The following is an 18,030-nucleotide window of genomic DNA, read 5'->3' on the forward strand; positions in this document are numbered from 1 at the left end:
AACGCCCGCGCATACATCCCCGGCGACGCGTGACCCTGGAAAAACACCTGATCCCCACCACTGGGGTGATCCTTACCCTTGAAGAAATGATTGAACCCCACCTCATACAGGGTCGCCGCCCCCGCATACGTGGAAATATGACCGCCCACACCAATCTCCGGCCGCTGCGAACGATGCACCATCACCGCCGCGTTCCACCGCATCCACGCCCGGAACTTCCGCTCGATCTCCTCATCCCCCGGGAACTCGGGCTCCTCATCAACCGGGATGGTATTCACATAATCAGTCGTCACAACACTGGGAAGACCCACCGACCGGCCACCGGCACGCGCCAACAAACGACCCAACACCTCACGGGCACGCTCAGAACCACGCACATCAACCAGCTGATCAAACGACTCAACCCACTCAGCCGTCTCCTCCGGATCCGAATCCACAGAACCCGCACCCACAATCCCCTGATCAGCAACCATGCCAAACCTCTTTCCGTGAGCGGATCGTGTCCGCCCGATTCATGATTCGCCGGTAGTGCTCCCTCGCGCTGTCACGGCGGTGAATGGTCATATTTCACGGCAGATTTCGCCATGCGGAACTATTATTCCATTACTATACCGGGGAAAACTGCCAGAATGGGAAAACCGACCAGAGAGGTATGTGCAAAACGTCATGAACCAGTCCCCACTTCAACCCCGTGTCGCCGTCGTCACGGGAGCCGGCTCCGGTATCGGACAGGCGGTAGCACAGCAGCTCCTGGAGGCTGGGTGGGCAGTTACCCTTACCGGGCGCCGCCTGGAACCGCTGGAGAACACCGCCGGTGGATGGGGGCTGGCCCACTCAGTGGCCGCGGACATCAGCGTGCACGACGACGTCGTCCACCTCTTCGATCAGGTCCGCGAGCGCTGGGGCAGGCTTGATCTGCTGTTCAACAACGCCGGCACCTACGGCCCGGCGGGCGCCGTCGACGAGATCAGCCCGGAGGACTGGTCCGCCACCGTGGCAACCAATCTCACGGGCTCATTCCTGTGCGCGGCGGAGGGCTTCCGCATGATGCGGCATCAGGATCCGCAGGGCGGCCGGATCATCAACAACGGCTCAATCGCGGCGCATTCCCCGCGGCCCCGCTCGGTGGCATACACAGCAACCAAGCACGCCATCACCGGCCTGACCAAGTCGATTGAACTCGACGGCCGGCCCTACGGCATCACCTGCGGCCAGATCGACATCGGCAATACCTCCACAGCCCTCATGGACACGCTCGGCGTGGATGCCGGAGCACTGCAGGCGGACGGCACACGCCGGGTGGAGCCGACCTTCCCCGTGGAGGAAGCAGCGCGGACGGTTCTGCACATGGCCCAGCTGCCGGCGTCGGCCAGCATCGGCACCGTGGTGATGACAGCCAGCGGCATGCCCTTCATCGGCCGCGGCTAGGTCCCCACATGGAAGAGGCCCCTCGTTCCTGGAACGAGGGGCCTCTTGTGCCGTGTCTCTCAGCTGTACCAGAACCAGTGCGGAGGGCTCCACATGGGCGGCACCTGGTGTCCGTTGAATGATCCGCAGACAGAGCAGGAGTAGCTGACGCTGGCAGCAAGGAGATCCCGCGCTTCAGAAGAGACGCGGGCTGGAACGAAGTCCTCGTAGATCAGGAACTCGTCGGTGTTGCACCGTTCACACCAGGGCAGAGCGCCATCCCGCTCTGCCAGTTGCCCCGTCGAGGGCAGCGTGGAACTTCGATGGTCCGGATTGATAATCGTCATTGGTCTGTCACCGTCCAACCGCAATAAACTACTCAGGGGTAACTACTAAGCGCGCTTAGTTAAGGTTTAATAACAATACCGTTTGAATGCTAATTAGGGAAGCTACTAGTAACGAAAAGCAACCGCATTGGCAGAATGGTGGCATGACCCAACCGCGCTCCCGGATCTCCCAGACGCTCCCCGAAAGTGAGCGCCGGCCCCTCGCACGCACCCTCGCCGAAAACCGCGATATCACCGTCTTTGTTGACGGCACTGCGGTGAAGCTCCCCGATGAGGCGAGGGACGCCGTCGTCGACCTTCTACGGCGCCTTGCCGCAGGTGATGCCGTCACGGTGTCCTCCGTTGCGGAGACCCTGACCACCTCGCAGGCCGCCGAGGCGGCGGGAATCTCCCACACCTATCTCCGGAACCTGACCGACGCCGGTGTGATTCCCGTCGAATACCGCGGGACCCATCGGCGCATCCGGAAGGACGCCATCGACGCCTGGCTTGCCGCCCAGAAGAGGTCAGATGCGGGGACGGTGTGACCAGCGCCGCGCCTTGAGCGCCAGGTGCAGTTCGAGCCGGACCGCACCGCTCAGCGGATCGGCCCCGATCACCGACCGGACCCTGGCCAACCGGTTGTAGACGCTGCTGCGGTGCAGGTGGAGCTGCTGCGCCACGTCCTGGACCGAACCGTTCTTGTCGAACAATAGCTCCAGGACCGGCAGCAGTTCATTGCTCCGGTCATACTCCAGAAGCTCTGTGAAGAAGACCGAACGAGGCGAAGATGCCTGCCAGCCGGCGCCCGCCAGAAACTGGTACGCCCCGATCGACCTGTATTCCACAGCGTCACCGAACTGCGGATCAACGGCGGCTGCCTGCACCGCCGCCCGCGCCTGTACGTACGCGCCCTCCAACCCCTCCGGCGCGGCGAAGGGTTCACTGGCACCGCAGATGAGCGGCACATCCGCCGCGCCTGTCACCGCAGCCAGTCGTTCACCATAACGACGCCGGATCACCGCCAGCTCAGCCTGCCCTGCATGGTGGCGCACCAGCAGGACGGAGTGCGTCGATTCGCCGGCACTGAAGACGACGGCGTCGGCCCCCACCGTTGCCTGGAGGGCTGCGGTGCGGCGGGCCAACGTGCCGTCCCCGACGGCAGCAGGCCGACCCGGAACCGGGCGGTCGAACAGCACCTGGCAGTGCCACGGCGCGGTGCCGTCCAGCTCCGGCCACCCGGCGCACTCCTCCAGTGCCCGGCGGTCGCCTCCCGCCGCGGCGAGGAAGGCTGCCTCCCGCCGGGTGCGGTGTTCTGATCCAGCGGTGTTGTCTTCCAGGAGCAGCGCCGCCAGCCTGTCAATATCCGCACGCACCCCGGGAAGCTGCTCCAGAATGTGCGCGGCGGTATCTTCACCGGAATCCTGCTGCACCCAGAGGTACCCCACCCGGAAACCGCGCACCAACAGCGGCACACACACCCGCCCCAACATTCCAAGGTCTGCATTGGCCGGGACCGCAACGGGCCGCACCGCCGTCGCGATTCCATGCTGAAGCTGCCAGGCGCTCACATCCGCCGGGACCTTCTTGCTCAGCAGGAAGTTGACGCGCACGCGGTCGGCAGACGACTGGTGGCTGCTGTAGGCGAGGAGCATGCCGTCAAGATCCTCCAGCGAGAGCCCGCGCCCCAGCCGTGCAGCAATCCGCTCGACTTCACGCTCCACCTGGGTTGTCTGCACCACCTCATCCTAGGACCGTAGCGACGACATTTGGCGTCCCACCACTCGACAAATGTCGACTGGCTCCTGGGGGCCATCCGTGCTAGTGATGCCAGTCACATCCTCGGTTCCGGCTCTTGCCCACGCGGAACGCAGCGGAAACGACGACGAGGCCACCCGCCGTCGTCGTTCCGCCTTTCTGGAGCAGAAATTTTCGGCCCTGTCCGGGCGGATGAAGCGCTCGTATCCTTGAGGAACACAGGCCACAAACCCCACCGGCCGTCCTGAGCCAACCTGAGAGCAAACGGAGAATCCCGTGATCATCGGCGTCCCCAAAGAAGTGAAGAACAACGAGTTCCGCGTGGCCATCACGGCCTCCGGCGTGCATGAGTTCCGCACCCACGGTCATACCGTCCTCGTGGAGCGCTCGGCAGGCGTCGGGTCGAACATCACCGACGAAGAGTACGTAGCGGCCGGTGCGGAGATCGTGGACGACGCCGACGACGTCTGGGCGCGCGCCGACATGGTCATGAAGGTGAAGGAACCCATCGCGGAGGAGTACCACCGCTTCCGCGCCGGTTTGATCCTCTTCACCTATCTGCACCTCGCCGCTGAACCGAAGCTGACGCATGCCCTGATGGAGTCCGGCGTCACCGCCATCGCCTACGAGACCGTGCAGGATGGGCGGGCGCTTCCCCTGCTGGCTCCGATGTCCGAGGTGGCGGGGCGGCTGTCCGTCCAGGTCGGTGCGCAGGTCATGACCGCGCCGGCCGGGGGCCCGGGGCTGCTCCTCGGCGGCGTCCCCGGTGTCCGTCCGGCGAAGGTTGTGGTGCTCGGTGCGGGCGTTGCCGGCACAAACGCCACGGCCATGGCGGTCGGAACCGGCGCCGACGTCACCGTTCTCGATATCAACATCGCACGGCTGCGTGAACTGGACGCCCAGTACGCGGGGCGGATCCGGACCATCGCATCCAATGCCTTCGAAATCGAGCGGGCAGTGCTGGACGCCGACCTGGTTATCGGCTCGGTCCTGATCCCGGGCGCCAAGGCGCCAAAGCTCGTCACCAATGAGATGGTTGCCCGCATGAAACCCGGCAGTGTGCTGGTGGACATTGCGGTGGACCAGGGCGGCTGCTTCGAGGACTCACACGTCACCACGCACGAGGACCCCACGTTCACCGTCCACCAGTCGCTGTTCTACTGCGTGGGCAACATGCCCGGTGCCGTACCGAACACCTCCACCTATGCACTGACCAACGTCACCCTGCGCTACGCAGTGGCGCTGGCGGACCTGGGTGTGCGCGGCGCGTTCGAGGCGATCCCTGCGCTGGCTCACGGCCTCAACATTGCAGACGGCGCGGTTGCCCACCACTCCGTGTCCGAGGCTCACAACCTGGAACTTACCGAGGACTGGCGCCGGCTCGTCTAGAAGGCGAGCGCGGCCTCGATGATCCGGTGGGCGCGGAGGCTGTCCGCCGGGTCAACCGGCACGGGTGCCCCGTTCTGGATCGCCGCTGCCAGGAGCTCATAGAAGGCGGGGTAACTGCCGTTCTCCGTGGGCAGCCGCGTTGACTCCTGATCAAACCCGAGCAGACCCCAGGCGAGCTTGTCCTCGACGCCGTAACCGGGATCCGTAGGAAGCATGCCGGCGTCAACCGCGGCCTCCTGCACATCGGCTCCCCACTTTGTGTAGGCCGACTCCGATCCCGTCACCCGGAACCGCGGCGCTGCCTGCGGGGCCAGCGCATTCATCCACAGGTGGCTGATCACTCCGGAAGCATGCCGCAGGGCGAGGAAGACGTCGTCGTCGGGCCCTCCGGTTTCCCGGTGAGCAGCGCGCTCCACGTGGACGAGTTCAGCGTCCCCGAAGAGTTGCAGTGCCTGGTCGATCAGGTGCGGACCGAGGTCGTAGAGGATTCCGCCGCCTTCATCCGCGTTACTGGTGGCCTTCCACGGCTTGGTGACCAGGGGCTTGTAGCTTTCCATGCGGGACTCGAACCGGCGCACGGTGCCGAGCGTGCCCTCCGCGAGGAGTTTGCGCACCGTCAGGAAATCGCCGTCCCAGCGCCTGTTCTGGAAGACGGTCAGCAGCTGACCCTCTTCGCGGGCGATGCCGATCAGCCTCTCCCCGTCCGCTGAATCCACCACGAACGGCTTGTCAACGACGACGGCGGCACCTCCCCTGAGAGCCCGCTCGGCCAGCGGCGCGTGGGTAGCCGGCGGCGTGCTGACCACCACGAGGTCCAGCCGGTCCAGCTGCTGCTCCAGCTCATCGGCGCTTCGGACGATCCGCGCCTCGGGATACTGTGCCTCCACCTGCGCAATGCGGTCATCATTGGCGGTCACCACAACCTCCAGGGCATACCGCGGGTTGGCACTGATGAACGGCGCGTGGAAGACGCGCCCGCCCAACCCAAATCCGACGACGGCTGTCCTGATGTGCTCCATGCTCCAACCCTAGGACCGCGACCGATGCGGAGGTGTCAGCCGTGGGCTGAATTGTCGAAATTTCGACGGGACGCCGCCATACTATAATTCTTGATCGGTCAAGCAGCGGCCACGAATTCCTCGCACCCAAGGGACCCTGACATGGCCGCTGCCCAAGACAACACTGCGCAATCGACCCCTGAATCGGGCGTTGACCTGCCCGCACCGAACCTCTCCCCCGCTGCTTCCGGAATGAATGACGACGCCGGTGCACCGGTGGATACCCACTCCACCCGACTGATGCTCACCACTGCGGCGCACTTTGTTCAGCAGCACCTGCACTCCGAGTTAGCGGAGCTGGGGTTGACTCCCCTCGACCTGTCTGTCCTGAGCGGGCTCGCCGAACACCCCGGTGCCGCGGTTTCCGACGTTGCAGCGCAGTGCCTCCTGTCCGAGTCCACCGTTGAGCGCTCCCTTGCCGAATTGGCGCAGCTGGGCTATGTGGTGGCGGAGAACGGCAGGCACACCATCTCGGCCGACGGCAGCAGGGCTCTTACCGACGCCCGGGCGCTTGAGGATGAACTCTTCGCCGAAAAGAGCACCACGCTTCGGATGGAACTGAGCTCCCTCATCAACCGGCTTCGTGATGGCGGGGTCCTGGATCCGAAGTAGTCCCGGAGTCCCGTGCCGGCAGAGCTGGCACCCCTTCATCTGAACGCGAAAGCCCGGACCGGTCACGGTCCGGGCTTTGCAACTCCTGTTTTTGCGCGGGGTTGAGGTTAGTGCCAGAGACTGTCAGCCCAGGCGGCGTCCCGAAGGTAGTCCCGGGCGGCCCCCACTTCCCAAAGCTCTCCCTGCGAGGCGAGCACCCCCATCCCCCGGAGGTCCTCCACGGTGTCCGGGGAACAGCCCAGGGCAACGCTCAAATCGAATGCGTCAGCGGCAAGGATGACATCTTTGTTGTGGGCCATGCTGCACTTTCCTTTCCTCGTCCTGGGTGGCGACGATCGAGCGGGACGTAGTCAGTTTCGGTTGAACAGGGCGCGTTCGCGGTCAACGCTCCATGTGCGGGCGTACAAACCGAGTACGGCTTCCTCGCGGGCGCTGAAACCGAGGCGGTTCAATGTCATGTGTGCCTGATGCACGGTGAGGTGCTGGGCGCTGCGGCTCACGCGCGCCTTGTCGGCGCGGTACAGATAGGTGTCAATGGAGCGGCACCAGCGGCGCCTCCAGTTGTGGACGGCCGATTCCGCTGCCGTTGCCGCCATCAGGCCCTGGAATGCCGGCACCTTCGCGTTGACCTGGTTGGTCATGGCTTCGCGGACGGCGGCCCCGCGCGGCCCAAGATCCGGGGTGCAGGTCTTCAGGTGGCTGTCCCAGTAGTAGTCCCAGGAGATGCGGCGCCGGTCAGCCCAGCTGGCTGACCGTGAGCCCTTCATCATGCTCCGTGCGGAATCAAACAGGACAAGAGCGGCGAACGCGGACCGGCTGTGCATCCTGGCGAAGCGCTGCGTTCCCCAGGCGGCCAGCTCGGAGGAGAGTTCAAAGACTTCCTCTGCGAGCTGCAGGCCTTCCACTCCCCCGTACTTGAACAGCTCGGCTTCCAGCTGGGGATCAGCCTCCTCGATGCCGCGCAGGTAATAGCCGCTGGCTACGGGCGTGGAAACCGATTGGCGGGAAGGCAGAGCGGACAGCGTGCCGCCGGAACGCTTCAGCAGAACCTGATGGACCGTCTGCAGCCGTTCGATGGTGGTGGGCGGTGCCAGGATGTGCAGGCGTACCTGCACGGAAGAAGATGGCTCCACACTCCGCGTGTAGAACCATCTTCCGGCCCGCAGTACCTGAGCCTGCGCCGCCAGCGGGGTAACCAGGTCTCCTAATGATGCCGTCCGCTACATCGGAGCCGCCTGCATGAGTGGAGAGATGCCACCATTGAGCGCTGAGTGCTGTTCGTGAGGCGGTTCGAACTGCTGTCAGCTGACTCATGGCATCCTCCTTCGGGCTCATGGTTACCGCCGCTGGGGCGAGTCTTTATGTGTTCCAGATTTCGACGACGAAGCCTGAATCGCTATGAAGGTGGGTCTTACTTGGGCCAGTCCCAGCTTGCCGTCACGGTCTTCGGCCAGTCCCAGCTCGCTGCTCCAACTGCCGGGGTTGCCGGTGCCAGAGCTGCTGCTGCGACCAGGAGGCCTGCGGCTGCGCCGATGATCTTCTTCACTGGACGTTCCCTTCCCTCAGGTTGCGTGTGACGCGATCCCGCTCGCCGTCGAGCCGGTGAGTCCAGCATGTGCGGACCGTCTCGCGCTTGTCCAGCTGAGGGGACGCCCTATTCAGGACATGACCTGATAAGGACAAGGGCACGCTCGGCAGCCCTTCAGGGGTGCCGGACCAGCACCCTGGATGTCCGGTATTCCCGCGGAATTCGAGACCGCTTCAGGGCATGGAGGCGCGCCTCCGGGCCGATGTCATTAAGCTGACATGTCATGTTTTTACAGGCGCAATTTTCGGTCATTTGGGGGCGGACGACGGCCCGCAGAGCTAAGCCGGGCACCGGGTCTGTAGGCTACCCATAGAAAGCGCGGCCAGCGGAAAGGACTCCGGATGCTCGACGGCATATCGATTGAGCTCTACCGCTATGCCGTTGGCAACCCGGGATGGACAACGTCCGAGGCCTCCGAGGCGCTTGGATACACCCTACGGGAGATCAACGCGGCGATGGAAGTGCTCGTGGAGCGCAGATTGCTGAGCGAACAGGACGCTTCCGCCCACGCGTACGTCGCCGTTTCACCCGACGTGGCGCTGGCCGACCTTGTTGATGCGGACGAGCGCGCGGTACAGGACCTGCGGGCCCGGATCAGTGCACGACGGCGGGAGCTCTCCACCCTTGTGCCGACCTACCTTGAGGCGCGGAAGAGTGTCATCACGAGTTCCTCCGTGGAGACGCTGGAGGACCCGCACCTGATCCATCGGGTGCTCATCGACTACGGCAGGGACGTCACCGAGAAGGTGCTTATTGCACAGCCGGGCCAGGGTTCCACCGCGGACGTGCAGGAAGAGAATGTCCGCAAGGACCTGGAGCTGTTGAGCCAGGGCGTTGAGCGTAAAACCCTGTATGACATCAGCACCCGCGACCATGTGCCCACGCGGAAGGCTGTGGCCGCGATCACCGCCGGCGGGGGCCGGTTCGGTGCCCTTCCTCGTGTGCCGCTCCGCATGCTGATCTTCGACCGGAAGCTCGCCCTGGTTGCCCGTCAGCTGCGGCATGATGACAAGGCGGCGCTGGTGGTGCGGGATCCGCACCTGATCCACATCTTCACGCAGCTTTTTGAATTCGCCTGGGAACTCAGTGAGCCGTTCCTGGTCGATGAGCCCAGTCCTTCCCCGCTCAACAGTACGCAGCAGGCCATTCTCAAGGGACTCGCGGCCGGCTATTCGGACGAGGTGATCGCGCGGCGCCTGGATATCAATGTGCGGACCTGCCGGCGTCATATTGCCTGGATGCTCGAGACCCTGCACGCCGACAGCCGGTTCCAGGCCGGCATCAAAGCCCACCAGGCCGGTTGGATTTAGGAAACTTCTGTTGCCTATCAGTGAACGGGTCCTCTAGACTCGTCGCGTGACTTCCCAGGATGAACTGAACTCGACGCTTCTGCCCGCCGAAACCGAAGTTGCCCTTGAGCGGGCCGCGGAATCAGCTCACCGCCACGAGCTCCTGTTCTCGGAACGGGCCGCGAATATCAAGCAGTCCGCCGTCCGCGACGTTTTTGACATCTCCATCAGGCCCGGGCTGGTTTCGCTGGCCGGCGGGAGTCCGTACCTGAAGTCGCTGCCCCTGCAGGAACTGGGAGTCACTGCCGGGAAAATCATCGCCGAGCATGGACTGGAGGCCCTCCAGTACGGCGGCGGCCAGGGAATGGAACAGCTCCGCCGGCAGATCTGCGAGGTGATGGCCGCCGAAGGGATCATGGACGCGGATCCGGCGGACATCGTCATCACCACCGGCTCGCAGTCGGCGCAGGACGTCGCCGCCAAGGTGTTCTGCGATCCCGGTGACGTCATCCTCTGCGAAGACCCGACCTACGTCGGTGCCCTGAACACCTTCGAGGCCTACCAGGTGGACGTTCAGGCCATCGAGATGGACGAGCAGGGACTGGTACCGGAAAAGCTTGAGCAGCGCATCGCGGAGCTGCTCGCCGAGGGCCGGCGGATCAAGCTGCTGTACACGATTCCCAGCTTCAACAACCCCAGCGGCATCACGATGGTGGCGGACCGGCGCCAGCGGATCGTGGAGATCTGCCGCGCCCACAACATCCTGGTCCTGGAGGACAACCCGTACGGCCTGCTGCGCTTCGACGGACACCCGCTGCCGCCGATGCGCGCAGACAACCCGGACGACGTGATCTACCTCGGCTCGTTCTCGAAAATCTTCGCGCCGGGTGTCCGGCTGGGCTGGGCACTGGTCCCCCGCCATCTCCACCGCCGCTTCTACCTCGCCTGCGAAGCGGTAGTGCTCTGCCCGTCGCCGCTCACGCAGATGCTGGTCTCCGCCTACCTCAGCGAGTACGACTGGAAGGGCCACCTCGCCAACACCCGCGCACAGTACAGCGAACGCTGTTCCACCATGCTGGGCGCCCTCGCCGAGCACCTGCCCGAGGGCGCCTCCTGGACCACGCCGGACGGCGGCTTCTTTGTCTGGGTTACATTGCCGGACGGCGTGGACACCTACCCGCTGCTCTACCAGGCCATTGATGCCGGCGTCGTGTTCATTCCGGGAGCCGCCTTCACCCCGTCGGACGAGCCGTCCAACAAGCTGCGCCTGGCTTTCAGCGCCGTCTCACCGGAAGACATCGAAGAGGGCATCCGCCGCCTGGCGCCCATCCTGAAGACCGCCATCGCCGAGAGCGCCTGACCGACGACGACGGCGCGGGGCCGGGCCGGCGCGCCGGCTCAGTCGAGCAGCAGGGCCGGCTCCTCGAGGATCGACGCGACGTCGGCCATGAACCGCGCGCTCAGATCCCCGTCGACCACGCGGTGGTCGAATGAGCCGCCGAGCGTGGTGATCCAGCGGGGAATCACCTCGCCGTCGAGCACCCAGGGCTTCTGCTTGATGGTCCCGAAGGCAACGATGGCCACCTCGCCCGGATTGATGATCGGGGTTCCGGTGTCGATCCCGAGGGCGCCGATGTTGGTGACGGTGAGGGTGCCTCCCTGCATCTCAGCGGGCTGGGTTTTGCCCGCCCGCGCGCGCGACGCCAGATCATTCAGCGCCAGCGCAAGCTCCTTGAGGGAGAGATCCTGGGCGTCCTTGATGTTCGGGACCATGAGCCCGCGCGGGGTCGCAGCCGCAATGCCGAGGTTCATGAAGTGCTTGACCAGGATTTCCTGGTCCGTCCAGGTGGCATTGACCGAAGGGTTGCGCGCCGCCGCCCAGATCACCGCCTTTGCGAGGATCAGCAGCGGCGACACCCTGATGCCCTCGAAATCCCGGGAAGCTTTCAGCCGCTTCACGAATTCCATGGTCCGGGAGGCGTCGACGTCCACGAAGATGCTGACGTGCGGCGCGGAGAAGGCGCTCTCAACCATGGCCCGCGCGGTGGCCTTGCGGACCCCCTTCACCGGGATGCGCTCGATCCGCTCGTCCTGCGGCCGCGTTGCCGCACCCCAGAACGACGGCGCGTGGTCCTGCTCCGCGTCCCGCTGCGCCTGATAGCTCATCAGGTCCTGTTTGGTGACCTCCCCGGAGCCCCCGGTTGCCGGGACGTCGGCCAGATCGATTCCGAGGTCGCGAGCCGCCTTGCGGACCGGTGGCTTCGCCAGCGCGCGTCGCGAGGCGCCGGACGCTGCTGCGGGAGTCCGGGCGGACGGCACGTCGGTGACGTGCGCGGTTGCGGGGGCAGGCGCCGTCGTCGTCGTGGGTTGTGCCGGTGCGGTGCCGGAGGGGCGGCCGGTGCGTGGCCTGCGACGGGAGGAATCGGCCTTGGGCCCGGTGCCCACGAGCGGCGCGCCGGCGTCGGAGGATGCCGGTGCAGGCGGCGGCGGCGTCACGAGCTCGCCGGGCACGTGCGCGGCAGCCGGCGGGTTCTCCACCGGAGTGCCTGAATCCTCGAGGGGGGTGTCCGAGACCGAGATGATCGGTGTTCCGACCTCCACGGTTTCGCCTTCCTGAACCAGCAGCTCGGCGACCACGCCTGCGTAGGGTGACGGGAGTTCGACGAGCGACTTGGCCGTCTCGATCTCGACGATGACATCATTCACGGCAACGGTCGCCCCGGGTTGAACCTGCCACCGGACAATCTCGGCCTCCGTGAGTCCCTCGCCCACGTCGGGGAGGTTGAAGGTATTCAGCGTCATGGGAGTCCTTCTAGTAGGCGAGCACCGTGTCGAGCGAGTGCAGGATGCGGTCGAGGTCCGGCAGGTAGTGCTCCTCGGTGCGCGCGGTGGGGTACGGCAGATGGAACCCGCCTACCCGCGTTACCGGCGCTTCGAGGGACAGGAAGGCGCGCTCCGTGATCCGCGCGGCGATCTCCCCGCCGATGCCTCCGAAGGTGGGCGCCTCGTGGGCAACCAGCAGGCGGCCGGTCTTGAGTACGGAAGTGGTGACCGTGTCGAAGTCGATGGGCGAGATGGACCGCAGATCGATGACCTCGACGCTGGAGCCGTCTTCCGCGGCGGCGTTGGCGGCGGCGAGAGCAACGGGCACCAGCGGACCGTAGGCCACGATGGTGGCGTCGGTGCCTTCACGCAGCACCTCTGCCTGGAACGGGCTGGATGGGACCGCAGAGACGTCCACCTCGCCCTTGAGCCAGTAGCGGCGCTTCGGCTCGAAGACGATCACCGGGTCCGCGCAGGTGACGGCCTGCTGGATCATCCAGTAGGCGTCATGGGCGTTGGACGGAGTGATGATCCGCAGGCCCGCGGTGTGGGCGAACAATGCCTCCGGCGACTCCGAGTGGTGCTCCACGCTCCCGATCCCGCCGCCATAGGGAATCCGGATGACCACCGGCGCGGTCAGGAGCCCGTCGCTGCGGGTGTGGATCTTTGCCAGCTGCGTGGTGATCTGGTTGAAGGCGGGGAACACGAACCCGTCGAACTGGATTTCGCAGATGGGCCGGTAGCCCCGCAGCGCGAGTCCGATGGCGGTGCCGATGATGCCGGACTCGGCGAGCGGGGTATCGACAACGCGATCGGGCCCGAACTGCGCCTTGAGGCCCTCGGTGACGCGGTACACGCCGCCGAGGTCACCGATGTCCTCGCCCATGAGCAGCGCGGTTGGGTGGGTGTTCAGCGCGGCCCGAAGACCCTCGTTGATTGCCTTGGCTATGGTCATCACCGCCATCAGCGGGCACCTCCCTCGACGTCGAATCCGGCTTCATAGTCCCGCCAGGCCTGCAGCTCCTCCTGGATGAGCGGGTGGGCCTCCGCGTAGGCGGTGGCGAACCGGTGCTCGAGCCCGGGTGCTTCCATGGAGAGGACGGACGCCCGCAGGTCGGCGGCCAGCTGCACTGATTCCTCCTCCAGCTGCCGGAAGAAGTCGTCGCCGGTTCCGGTGGCGCGCAGGCGGTGTTCAACCCTGGTCAGGGGGTCACGCGACACCCACTGCTCCTCCTCCGCGGCGAGGCGGTACTTGGTGGGGTCGTCTGCCGTGGTGTGGGCGCTCATCCGGTAGGTGAAAGCCTCGATCAGCACGGGCCCGCCACCGTTACGCGCACGGTCAAGCGCCCACCGCGTGACTGCCTGCACCGCCAGCACGTCATTGCCGTCCACCCGGATGCCCGGGAATCCGTAGCCGTGGGCGCGGTGGGCGAGCGGAACCCGCGACTGGACCTCCGTCGGCACCGAAATGGCCCAGTGGTTGTTCTGGCAGAAGAAGACGGCCGGTGCGTTGAAGGAGGCGGCGAACACCATGGCCTCGTGTACGTCGCCCTCAGAGCTTGCGCCGTCGCCGAAGTAGGCCATGGTGGCCGCCTTGGGCAGGGACTGCTCCGCGAGCTGGTCACGCTGCATGCCCATCGCGTATCCGACGGCGTGCAGGCACTGAGCGGCGAGTACCAGGGTGTAGAGGTGGAAGTTTGAATCCTTCGGATTCCAGCCGCCGTTGGTGACACCCCGGAACAGCTTGAGCAGGTCCGCCGGGGCCACGCCCCGGGCAACGGCAACGCCGTGCTCGCGGTAGGTGGGAAATGCATAATCCTGCGCCAGCATGGCGCGTGCAGAACCAATCTGGGCCGCTTCCTGGCCGCGCATGGGCACCCAGAGCGCAAGTTCACCCTGCCGCTGCAGCGCGGTGGATTCCTGGTCGAAACGCCTGATCAGGTACATGTCCCGGTAAAGCGCCGGCAACTCCTCTTCGGCGGCAGCGTAGCCCCGGAAGTCCGAGCCGCTCAGCTCACCCTCCGGGGTCAGCATCTGCACCATCCCGGAAGGATCGCGCGGGAATTCCGGCAGGTGGTGCGCGTCGAGTTGTTCCTCTGCATCGAACTCGGCTGCGGGCAGGCGGGGTGTTGCCATACTGTGGTTCCTCGCAGGTAATATTCCGTTGGCAGTATATGTAGGGCCTGTTCATGCACTAGGGTGCATGGGCAGTCTTACTAGAGTAACGACGGCGGCGCCCGCCACCTATTTGTGAAGCGTCAGGAAGTGCCGGGCCCCTTTGTGTAGCCCGCACACAGTTCAAGGAAACGGGAATTCGCCTCGGGTTCGCCGATACTCACCCGGATGCCCTCGACGCCGAATGCCCTGACGGAGAGTGCCTGCTGTTCGGCGAGCGCGGCGAACTCCGGCGTGTCCTCCCCCAGGGCGAGCCAGATGAAGTTTCCTTCGGCTTCCGGGATCCTCCAGCCCAGTTTCCTGAGCCCGCTCACCACCCGGGTGCGCTCATCCACGATGCTCTGTACGCGTTCCCGCACCTCATCGATATGGCGGAGTGACGTCACCGCTGCGTGTTCGGCTATCTGGGATACCGCGAAGGGTGTTGCGCTGACGCGAAGGTGCTGCGTCAGAACCGGTTGCGAGATTGAGTATCCGACGCGCAGCCCCGCGAGACCGTGCGCCTTCGAGAAGGTCCGGAGGACGATCACATTGTGGTAGTCGCGGTAGAGCTGAAGCCCCTCCACTGCATCAGGCTTCCTGACGAACTCCACGTAGGCCTCGTCCAGCACGATCACCACGTTGCGCGGCACGCGGTCGATGAAGTTCCGCACCTCAGGCTCCGTCAGCGCCGGGCCTGTGGGATTGTTGGGCGTGCAGAGCAGGATTACCCGGGTGCGGTCGGTGATTGCAGCGGCCATGGCATCGAGGTCGTGTGCCGAGTCCGGCAGCAGCGGAACCTGCACGCTCATGGCGCCTGCCAGTCCCACGCAGATGGGGTACGCCTCGAAGGAGCGCCAGGGATAGATGACCTCGTCAGGGGCGTCGAAATCGTTTTGCCCGGCAAAGGCAGCGAGGATCTGGTTGAGCGCGCCGAGGCTGCCGGCGCCGGTCACGATGTCCTCGGACGGAACCGCCAGAAATGCACCGAGTTCGGCGCGGAGAGTGGTGGTCATGGGGTCCGGGTACCGGTTGACGGCTGTCTGCCCGGCGATGGCTTCAAGCACGGCGGGTAGCGGCGGCAGCGGGTTCTCATTCGACGAGAGCTTGAAGCTTGCGAGTCCTTCGATTGCCTCCGGGGGTTTGCCCGCGGCATAGCGCGGCAGCCGGCCAAGCACGCTGCGCGGGTGGATGCGGGTGACCTCGTCCGCAGCAACATCGGTGTGGTGTTCGGGTGCACTCATGTCCACAAGCGTACTGGTCCCGCTCTCTCCGGCGGGCGCAGGCGATCCCCGGGATTTCCCTGTCCGACGAGGGGATTGTTGGCCCGCGTGTGACAGCATACTTACATGCTGAAGTTCATCGCGAGGGTTCTGATCAATGCGCTTGCCCTGTGGGTGGCGGCCTGGCTGCTGCCCGGCATCGACCTGGGCTCGGAGGCCGCCGTTGAGGCATCCGGCAATGACACGGTGGGGAATATTGCCTCCTACCTGTTCGTCGGTCTGATCTTCGGCATAGTGAACGCGCTCGTGAAGCCGGTGGTGTCCCTGCTCTCGCTTCCGTTGACCATTCTCACGCTCGGCCTCTTCACCATTGTGATCAACGCGGGCATGCTGATGCTCACGTCCTGGCTCACCTCGTTCACTCCGATCGGCTTCATTGTCGATGACTTCTTCTGGACCGCCATTCTGGGAGCCATCATCATCAGCCTTGTGTCACTTGTCGCGGGCACGATTACCGGCGCCAGGCGCTGAGGCCGCCGTCGCCCTCCGTTCGCCGACAGGTCCGGGCGCCTGCAGCGGATAGTGACTGACCTGAAACACATGGCGCCTCGCGGTCGATCCTGCAACAGCGGCACCCACAGCGGCCGTCACCGGTGCGATCGAGGGGTGTGAGCTCAGGTCCACCGCCCGGGCACCTTGCCGGTACTCCTCGATGTTGTGGGGGTCAGAGTCACCACCGGGCGGGTCCGTCACTTGGTGATCGAGCGTCACGAACACCTGATTGGGTCGGTCAGGAGGAGGAACCAGATTCAGCACCGGGACCCAGTCCTTCTCGTGGGCGAGGTGAAGGAAGCTGGTTTTCTTCGGAGCCGCCTCCTCGGTGACGGGTGAGCCGGCAGTCACCACTACATCCACCGAGTAGTTCTCACTCACCGGTCCGCTGTTCGCCAGATTCACCGCATGCATACCGCCCTGGCTATGCCCGACGAGCAGGACGCTTGCACCGCGCGGGGCACCCACTTCCGCGAGCGCTCCGGCCACCGCAACATTGACGTGCGCGCTGTCCTCGAACTTTGCCTCCAGGATCCCGTCTCCACTGAAGGGCAGTTTGGCGCGGGACCACTCCGTCCCGGGGATCACCACCACATAAGCCGGCCCCGATCGGCCTTCAACCTCGAGCACCTCGAACGATGACCCGGGCTCTTCCTGGGCGTGCCTCACCCGGGACAGGAGGCTGTCCACTGTGCCCTCAAACGGGATTGAATGGCTCTTGGTCTGCACCAGCACAAGCGGCCCGGAGGTCTGTGCTACCGAGGGCAAGAGATCGGCAACAAGACGGCCTACGTGGTTAGTGGTGAGGAGCTCAGCCAGCTCATACCGCCCCCGGCTGATCGTGATCCGGTCAGCCGTGTCCGTCAGGCTGGAACCGTCCTCGGAGAGCCGTTGGATACCGGCCTGGATACTCTGGGCAGCCGCCCAGCCCGCCGTGGTTGCGCTGGCCGCGGAAATAAGACCTGTGTCTCCCCGAACCGCCGAAAGCCGCATCTCGATACCGCTGACGCTCGCCCACACCCGGTGAAGCTCAGCGGCGGCAGCGCCGAGCGTCCGGACTCCGTTGTCCAACTCCTCCCACTGGAAGCGGATTCCACCCACACCGCCGATGACCTGTGAGATTCCCTCAGCGTCCGCAGGCAGAACAACCGGCCGCAGATCCGGATCGACGCTCATCCGCAGATTCCCCCCGCGTCTGCTGCGGACAGCGCTGCACCGTAGGCGTCAAGCGAAACGGCCGCATCGCGGAGGCCGAAGGCCGTAACGCCGACAGCCTCGGCCCGCTCGGCAAGGTACGAGCGGAAGTTCCGGCCCGCAGGCGACTCCCAGTCGATTTCCATCGCGCCGCGGAGACGTTCGCGCACCGCTTCCACCGCTTCCGCTTCAAGCCGGAGCCGCCTCGCAAGTTCCCTCACCTCATCAGTGGACGCCTCTGCGGGCGATAGCGCCGTCGTCGTACTGGGGTGCATTGGCGCCCTCCTCACTCCGCTCTCAGTGCCTGCCCAAAACGGTAGGCGCGGAGCTGTGTTGTGAGGTGAGCGGGAGCTTCTATGTTGATATGTCGCCGCGAAGCCGCGCGTGTGGAGTAGCGGTGCTGGGACGTCAGCGCTCGGTGCCCGCCTACCACGCGGCACGCCTCCTGCAGGACCGCGAGCGCGCTGTTCACCAGTTCCGGCCCGATGCCGTCACCCGGCATGACGCAGAGCCGCAGCATTTCAGAGGCCGGGGTACTACCGGTGGACCCGGCGGGGGTGGACGCTGGTGCAGTGGACATTGCGACTCCGTGGTGAGGGTTCAGTGGCTTACCGGTGCTGTGTACGAGTGTATACAATCACTGCCCGGTTCTCTAGA

Annotated in this window: 20 protein-coding genes and 1 pseudogene; 7 read left to right on the forward strand and 14 right to left on the reverse strand. The window is 65.3% G+C overall.

The window, feature by feature from the left end:
* Positions 1-473 (reverse strand): annotated as a pseudogene (locus BLS52_RS13050) (pyruvate dehydrogenase (acetyl-transferring), homodimeric type); the annotation flags it as partial.
* A gap of 193 nt (positions 474-666) precedes the next feature.
* On the opposite strand from BLS52_RS13050, the gene BLS52_RS13055 reads away from it, so the two are divergent.
* Entirely contained in the window at positions 667-1,428 is a 762-nt protein-coding gene (locus BLS52_RS13055) for an SDR family oxidoreductase (protein WP_090587296.1), read from the forward strand.
* A 59-nt stretch (positions 1,429-1,487) separates the two neighbouring features.
* On the opposite strand, the gene BLS52_RS13060 is transcribed toward BLS52_RS13055, so the two are convergent.
* On the reverse strand, positions 1,488-1,754 hold the full coding sequence (locus tag BLS52_RS13060) for a hypothetical protein (protein ID WP_090587297.1): 267 nt from the start codon (positions 1,752-1,754) through the stop codon (positions 1,488-1,490).
* A gap of 143 nt (positions 1,755-1,897) precedes the next feature.
* On the opposite strand from BLS52_RS13060, the gene BLS52_RS13065 reads away from it, so the two are divergent.
* The gene (locus BLS52_RS13065) at positions 1,898-2,281 is read left to right on the forward strand and encodes a helix-turn-helix domain-containing protein (protein WP_090587299.1); all 384 of its coding nucleotides are present in this window, start codon (positions 1,898-1,900) and stop codon (positions 2,279-2,281) included.
* Here BLS52_RS13065 and BLS52_RS13070 read toward each other — a convergent pair.
* Positions 2,261-3,472 (reverse strand): PucR family transcriptional regulator, encoded by a 1,212-nt coding sequence (locus tag BLS52_RS13070; RefSeq protein WP_090587432.1) that lies wholly within the window; start codon positions 3,470-3,472, stop codon positions 2,261-2,263. The two genes, BLS52_RS13065 and BLS52_RS13070, sit on opposite strands and share 21 nt — an antisense overlap.
* A gap of 295 nt (positions 3,473-3,767) precedes the next feature.
* On the opposite strand from BLS52_RS13070, the gene ald reads away from it, so the two are divergent.
* The gene (gene ald / locus BLS52_RS13075) at positions 3,768-4,880 is read left to right on the forward strand and encodes an alanine dehydrogenase (RefSeq protein ID WP_026543962.1); all 1,113 of its coding nucleotides are present in this window, start codon (positions 3,768-3,770) and stop codon (positions 4,878-4,880) included.
* Here ald and BLS52_RS13080 read toward each other — a convergent pair.
* Complete coding sequence (locus tag BLS52_RS13080) at positions 4,877-5,899, reverse strand: Gfo/Idh/MocA family protein (RefSeq protein WP_090587301.1); 1,023 nt, start codon at positions 5,897-5,899, stop codon at positions 4,877-4,879. The two genes, ald and BLS52_RS13080, sit on opposite strands and share 4 nt — an antisense overlap.
* Before the next feature lie 141 nt (positions 5,900-6,040).
* Here BLS52_RS13080 and BLS52_RS13085 point away from each other — a divergent pair, with 141 nt between their 5' ends.
* Positions 6,041-6,550 carry a MarR family winged helix-turn-helix transcriptional regulator gene (locus tag BLS52_RS13085; protein WP_090587303.1) on the forward strand — a complete coding sequence of 170 codons (510 nt, stop codon included), beginning with the start codon at positions 6,041-6,043 and terminating at the stop codon, positions 6,548-6,550.
* 107 nt (positions 6,551-6,657) lie between these two features.
* On the opposite strand, the gene BLS52_RS13090 is transcribed toward BLS52_RS13085, so the two are convergent.
* From BLS52_RS13090 to BLS52_RS19000, 3 genes are all read right to left on the reverse strand, one after another.
* Positions 6,658-6,849 (reverse strand): hypothetical protein, encoded by a 192-nt coding sequence (locus tag BLS52_RS13090; RefSeq protein ID WP_026543959.1) that lies wholly within the window; start codon positions 6,847-6,849, stop codon positions 6,658-6,660.
* Between the two features lie 51 nt (positions 6,850-6,900).
* Complete coding sequence (locus BLS52_RS13095) at positions 6,901-7,749, reverse strand: lantibiotic dehydratase C-terminal domain-containing protein (RefSeq protein ID WP_090587305.1); 849 nt, start codon at positions 7,747-7,749, stop codon at positions 6,901-6,903.
* Between the two features lie 212 nt (positions 7,750-7,961).
* Positions 7,962-8,096: a hypothetical protein gene (locus BLS52_RS19000; RefSeq protein ID WP_275450934.1), complete on the reverse strand. Its 135-nt coding sequence runs from the start codon at positions 8,094-8,096 to the stop codon at positions 7,962-7,964.
* Between the two features lie 383 nt (positions 8,097-8,479).
* On the opposite strand from BLS52_RS19000, the gene BLS52_RS13100 reads away from it, so the two are divergent.
* Positions 8,480-9,448 carry a helix-turn-helix transcriptional regulator gene (locus BLS52_RS13100; RefSeq protein WP_026543957.1) on the forward strand — a complete coding sequence of 323 codons (969 nt, stop codon included), beginning with the start codon at positions 8,480-8,482 and terminating at the stop codon, positions 9,446-9,448.
* 46 nt (positions 9,449-9,494) lie between these two features.
* The gene (locus BLS52_RS13105) at positions 9,495-10,787 is read left to right on the forward strand and encodes an aminotransferase-like domain-containing protein (protein WP_245702863.1); all 1,293 of its coding nucleotides are present in this window, start codon (positions 9,495-9,497) and stop codon (positions 10,785-10,787) included.
* A 38-nt stretch (positions 10,788-10,825) separates the two neighbouring features.
* On the opposite strand, the gene BLS52_RS13110 is transcribed toward BLS52_RS13105, so the two are convergent.
* The 4 genes from BLS52_RS13110 to BLS52_RS13125 all read right to left on the reverse strand — a co-directional run bounded on the left by BLS52_RS13110 (position 10,826) and on the right by BLS52_RS13125 (position 15,648).
* The gene (locus BLS52_RS13110) at positions 10,826-12,229 is read right to left on the reverse strand and encodes a dihydrolipoamide acetyltransferase family protein (protein ID WP_026543955.1); all 1,404 of its coding nucleotides are present in this window, start codon (positions 12,227-12,229) and stop codon (positions 10,826-10,828) included.
* Between the two features lie 10 nt (positions 12,230-12,239).
* Complete coding sequence (locus tag BLS52_RS13115; protein WP_090587306.1) at positions 12,240-13,214, reverse strand: alpha-ketoacid dehydrogenase subunit beta; 975 nt, start codon at positions 13,212-13,214, stop codon at positions 12,240-12,242.
* Positions 13,214-14,386: a thiamine pyrophosphate-dependent dehydrogenase E1 component subunit alpha gene (locus BLS52_RS13120; RefSeq protein ID WP_090587308.1), complete on the reverse strand. Its 1,173-nt coding sequence runs from the start codon at positions 14,384-14,386 to the stop codon at positions 13,214-13,216. The genes BLS52_RS13115 and BLS52_RS13120 overlap by 1 nt, the downstream gene beginning before the upstream one ends.
* A 122-nt stretch (positions 14,387-14,508) precedes the next feature.
* Positions 14,509-15,648, reverse strand: a complete 1,140-nt coding sequence (locus BLS52_RS13125) for a histidinol-phosphate transaminase (protein WP_090587310.1) — start codon at positions 15,646-15,648, stop codon at positions 14,509-14,511.
* A gap of 105 nt (positions 15,649-15,753) precedes the next feature.
* Between BLS52_RS13125 and BLS52_RS13130 the strand changes: the two genes are divergently transcribed.
* Complete coding sequence (locus BLS52_RS13130; protein ID WP_026543951.1) at positions 15,754-16,158, forward strand: phage holin family protein; 405 nt, start codon at positions 15,754-15,756, stop codon at positions 16,156-16,158.
* Here BLS52_RS13130 and BLS52_RS13135 read toward each other — a convergent pair.
* Genes BLS52_RS13135 through BLS52_RS13145 form a run of 3 tightly spaced genes read right to left on the reverse strand, consistent with a single transcriptional unit; the run spans position 16,120 to position 17,953 of the window.
* Positions 16,120-17,355 carry a hypothetical protein gene (locus BLS52_RS13135; protein WP_051470390.1) on the reverse strand — a complete coding sequence of 412 codons (1,236 nt, stop codon included), beginning with the start codon at positions 17,353-17,355 and terminating at the stop codon, positions 16,120-16,122. The genes BLS52_RS13130 and BLS52_RS13135 overlap by 39 nt on opposite strands.
* Positions 17,352-17,648: a hypothetical protein gene (locus tag BLS52_RS13140; protein ID WP_026543950.1), complete on the reverse strand. Its 297-nt coding sequence runs from the start codon at positions 17,646-17,648 to the stop codon at positions 17,352-17,354. Before BLS52_RS13140 ends, BLS52_RS13135 begins: the two co-directional genes overlap by 4 nt.
* A gap of 11 nt (positions 17,649-17,659) precedes the next feature.
* Entirely contained in the window at positions 17,660-17,953 is a 294-nt protein-coding gene (locus BLS52_RS13145; protein WP_026543949.1) for a hypothetical protein, read from the reverse strand.
* Positions 17,954-18,030 lie beyond the last annotated feature (77 nt).

This window comes from Arthrobacter subterraneus (assembly GCF_900099735.1).
Classification (GTDB): Bacteria; Actinomycetota; Actinomycetes; order Actinomycetales; family Micrococcaceae; genus Arthrobacter_D; species Arthrobacter_D subterraneus.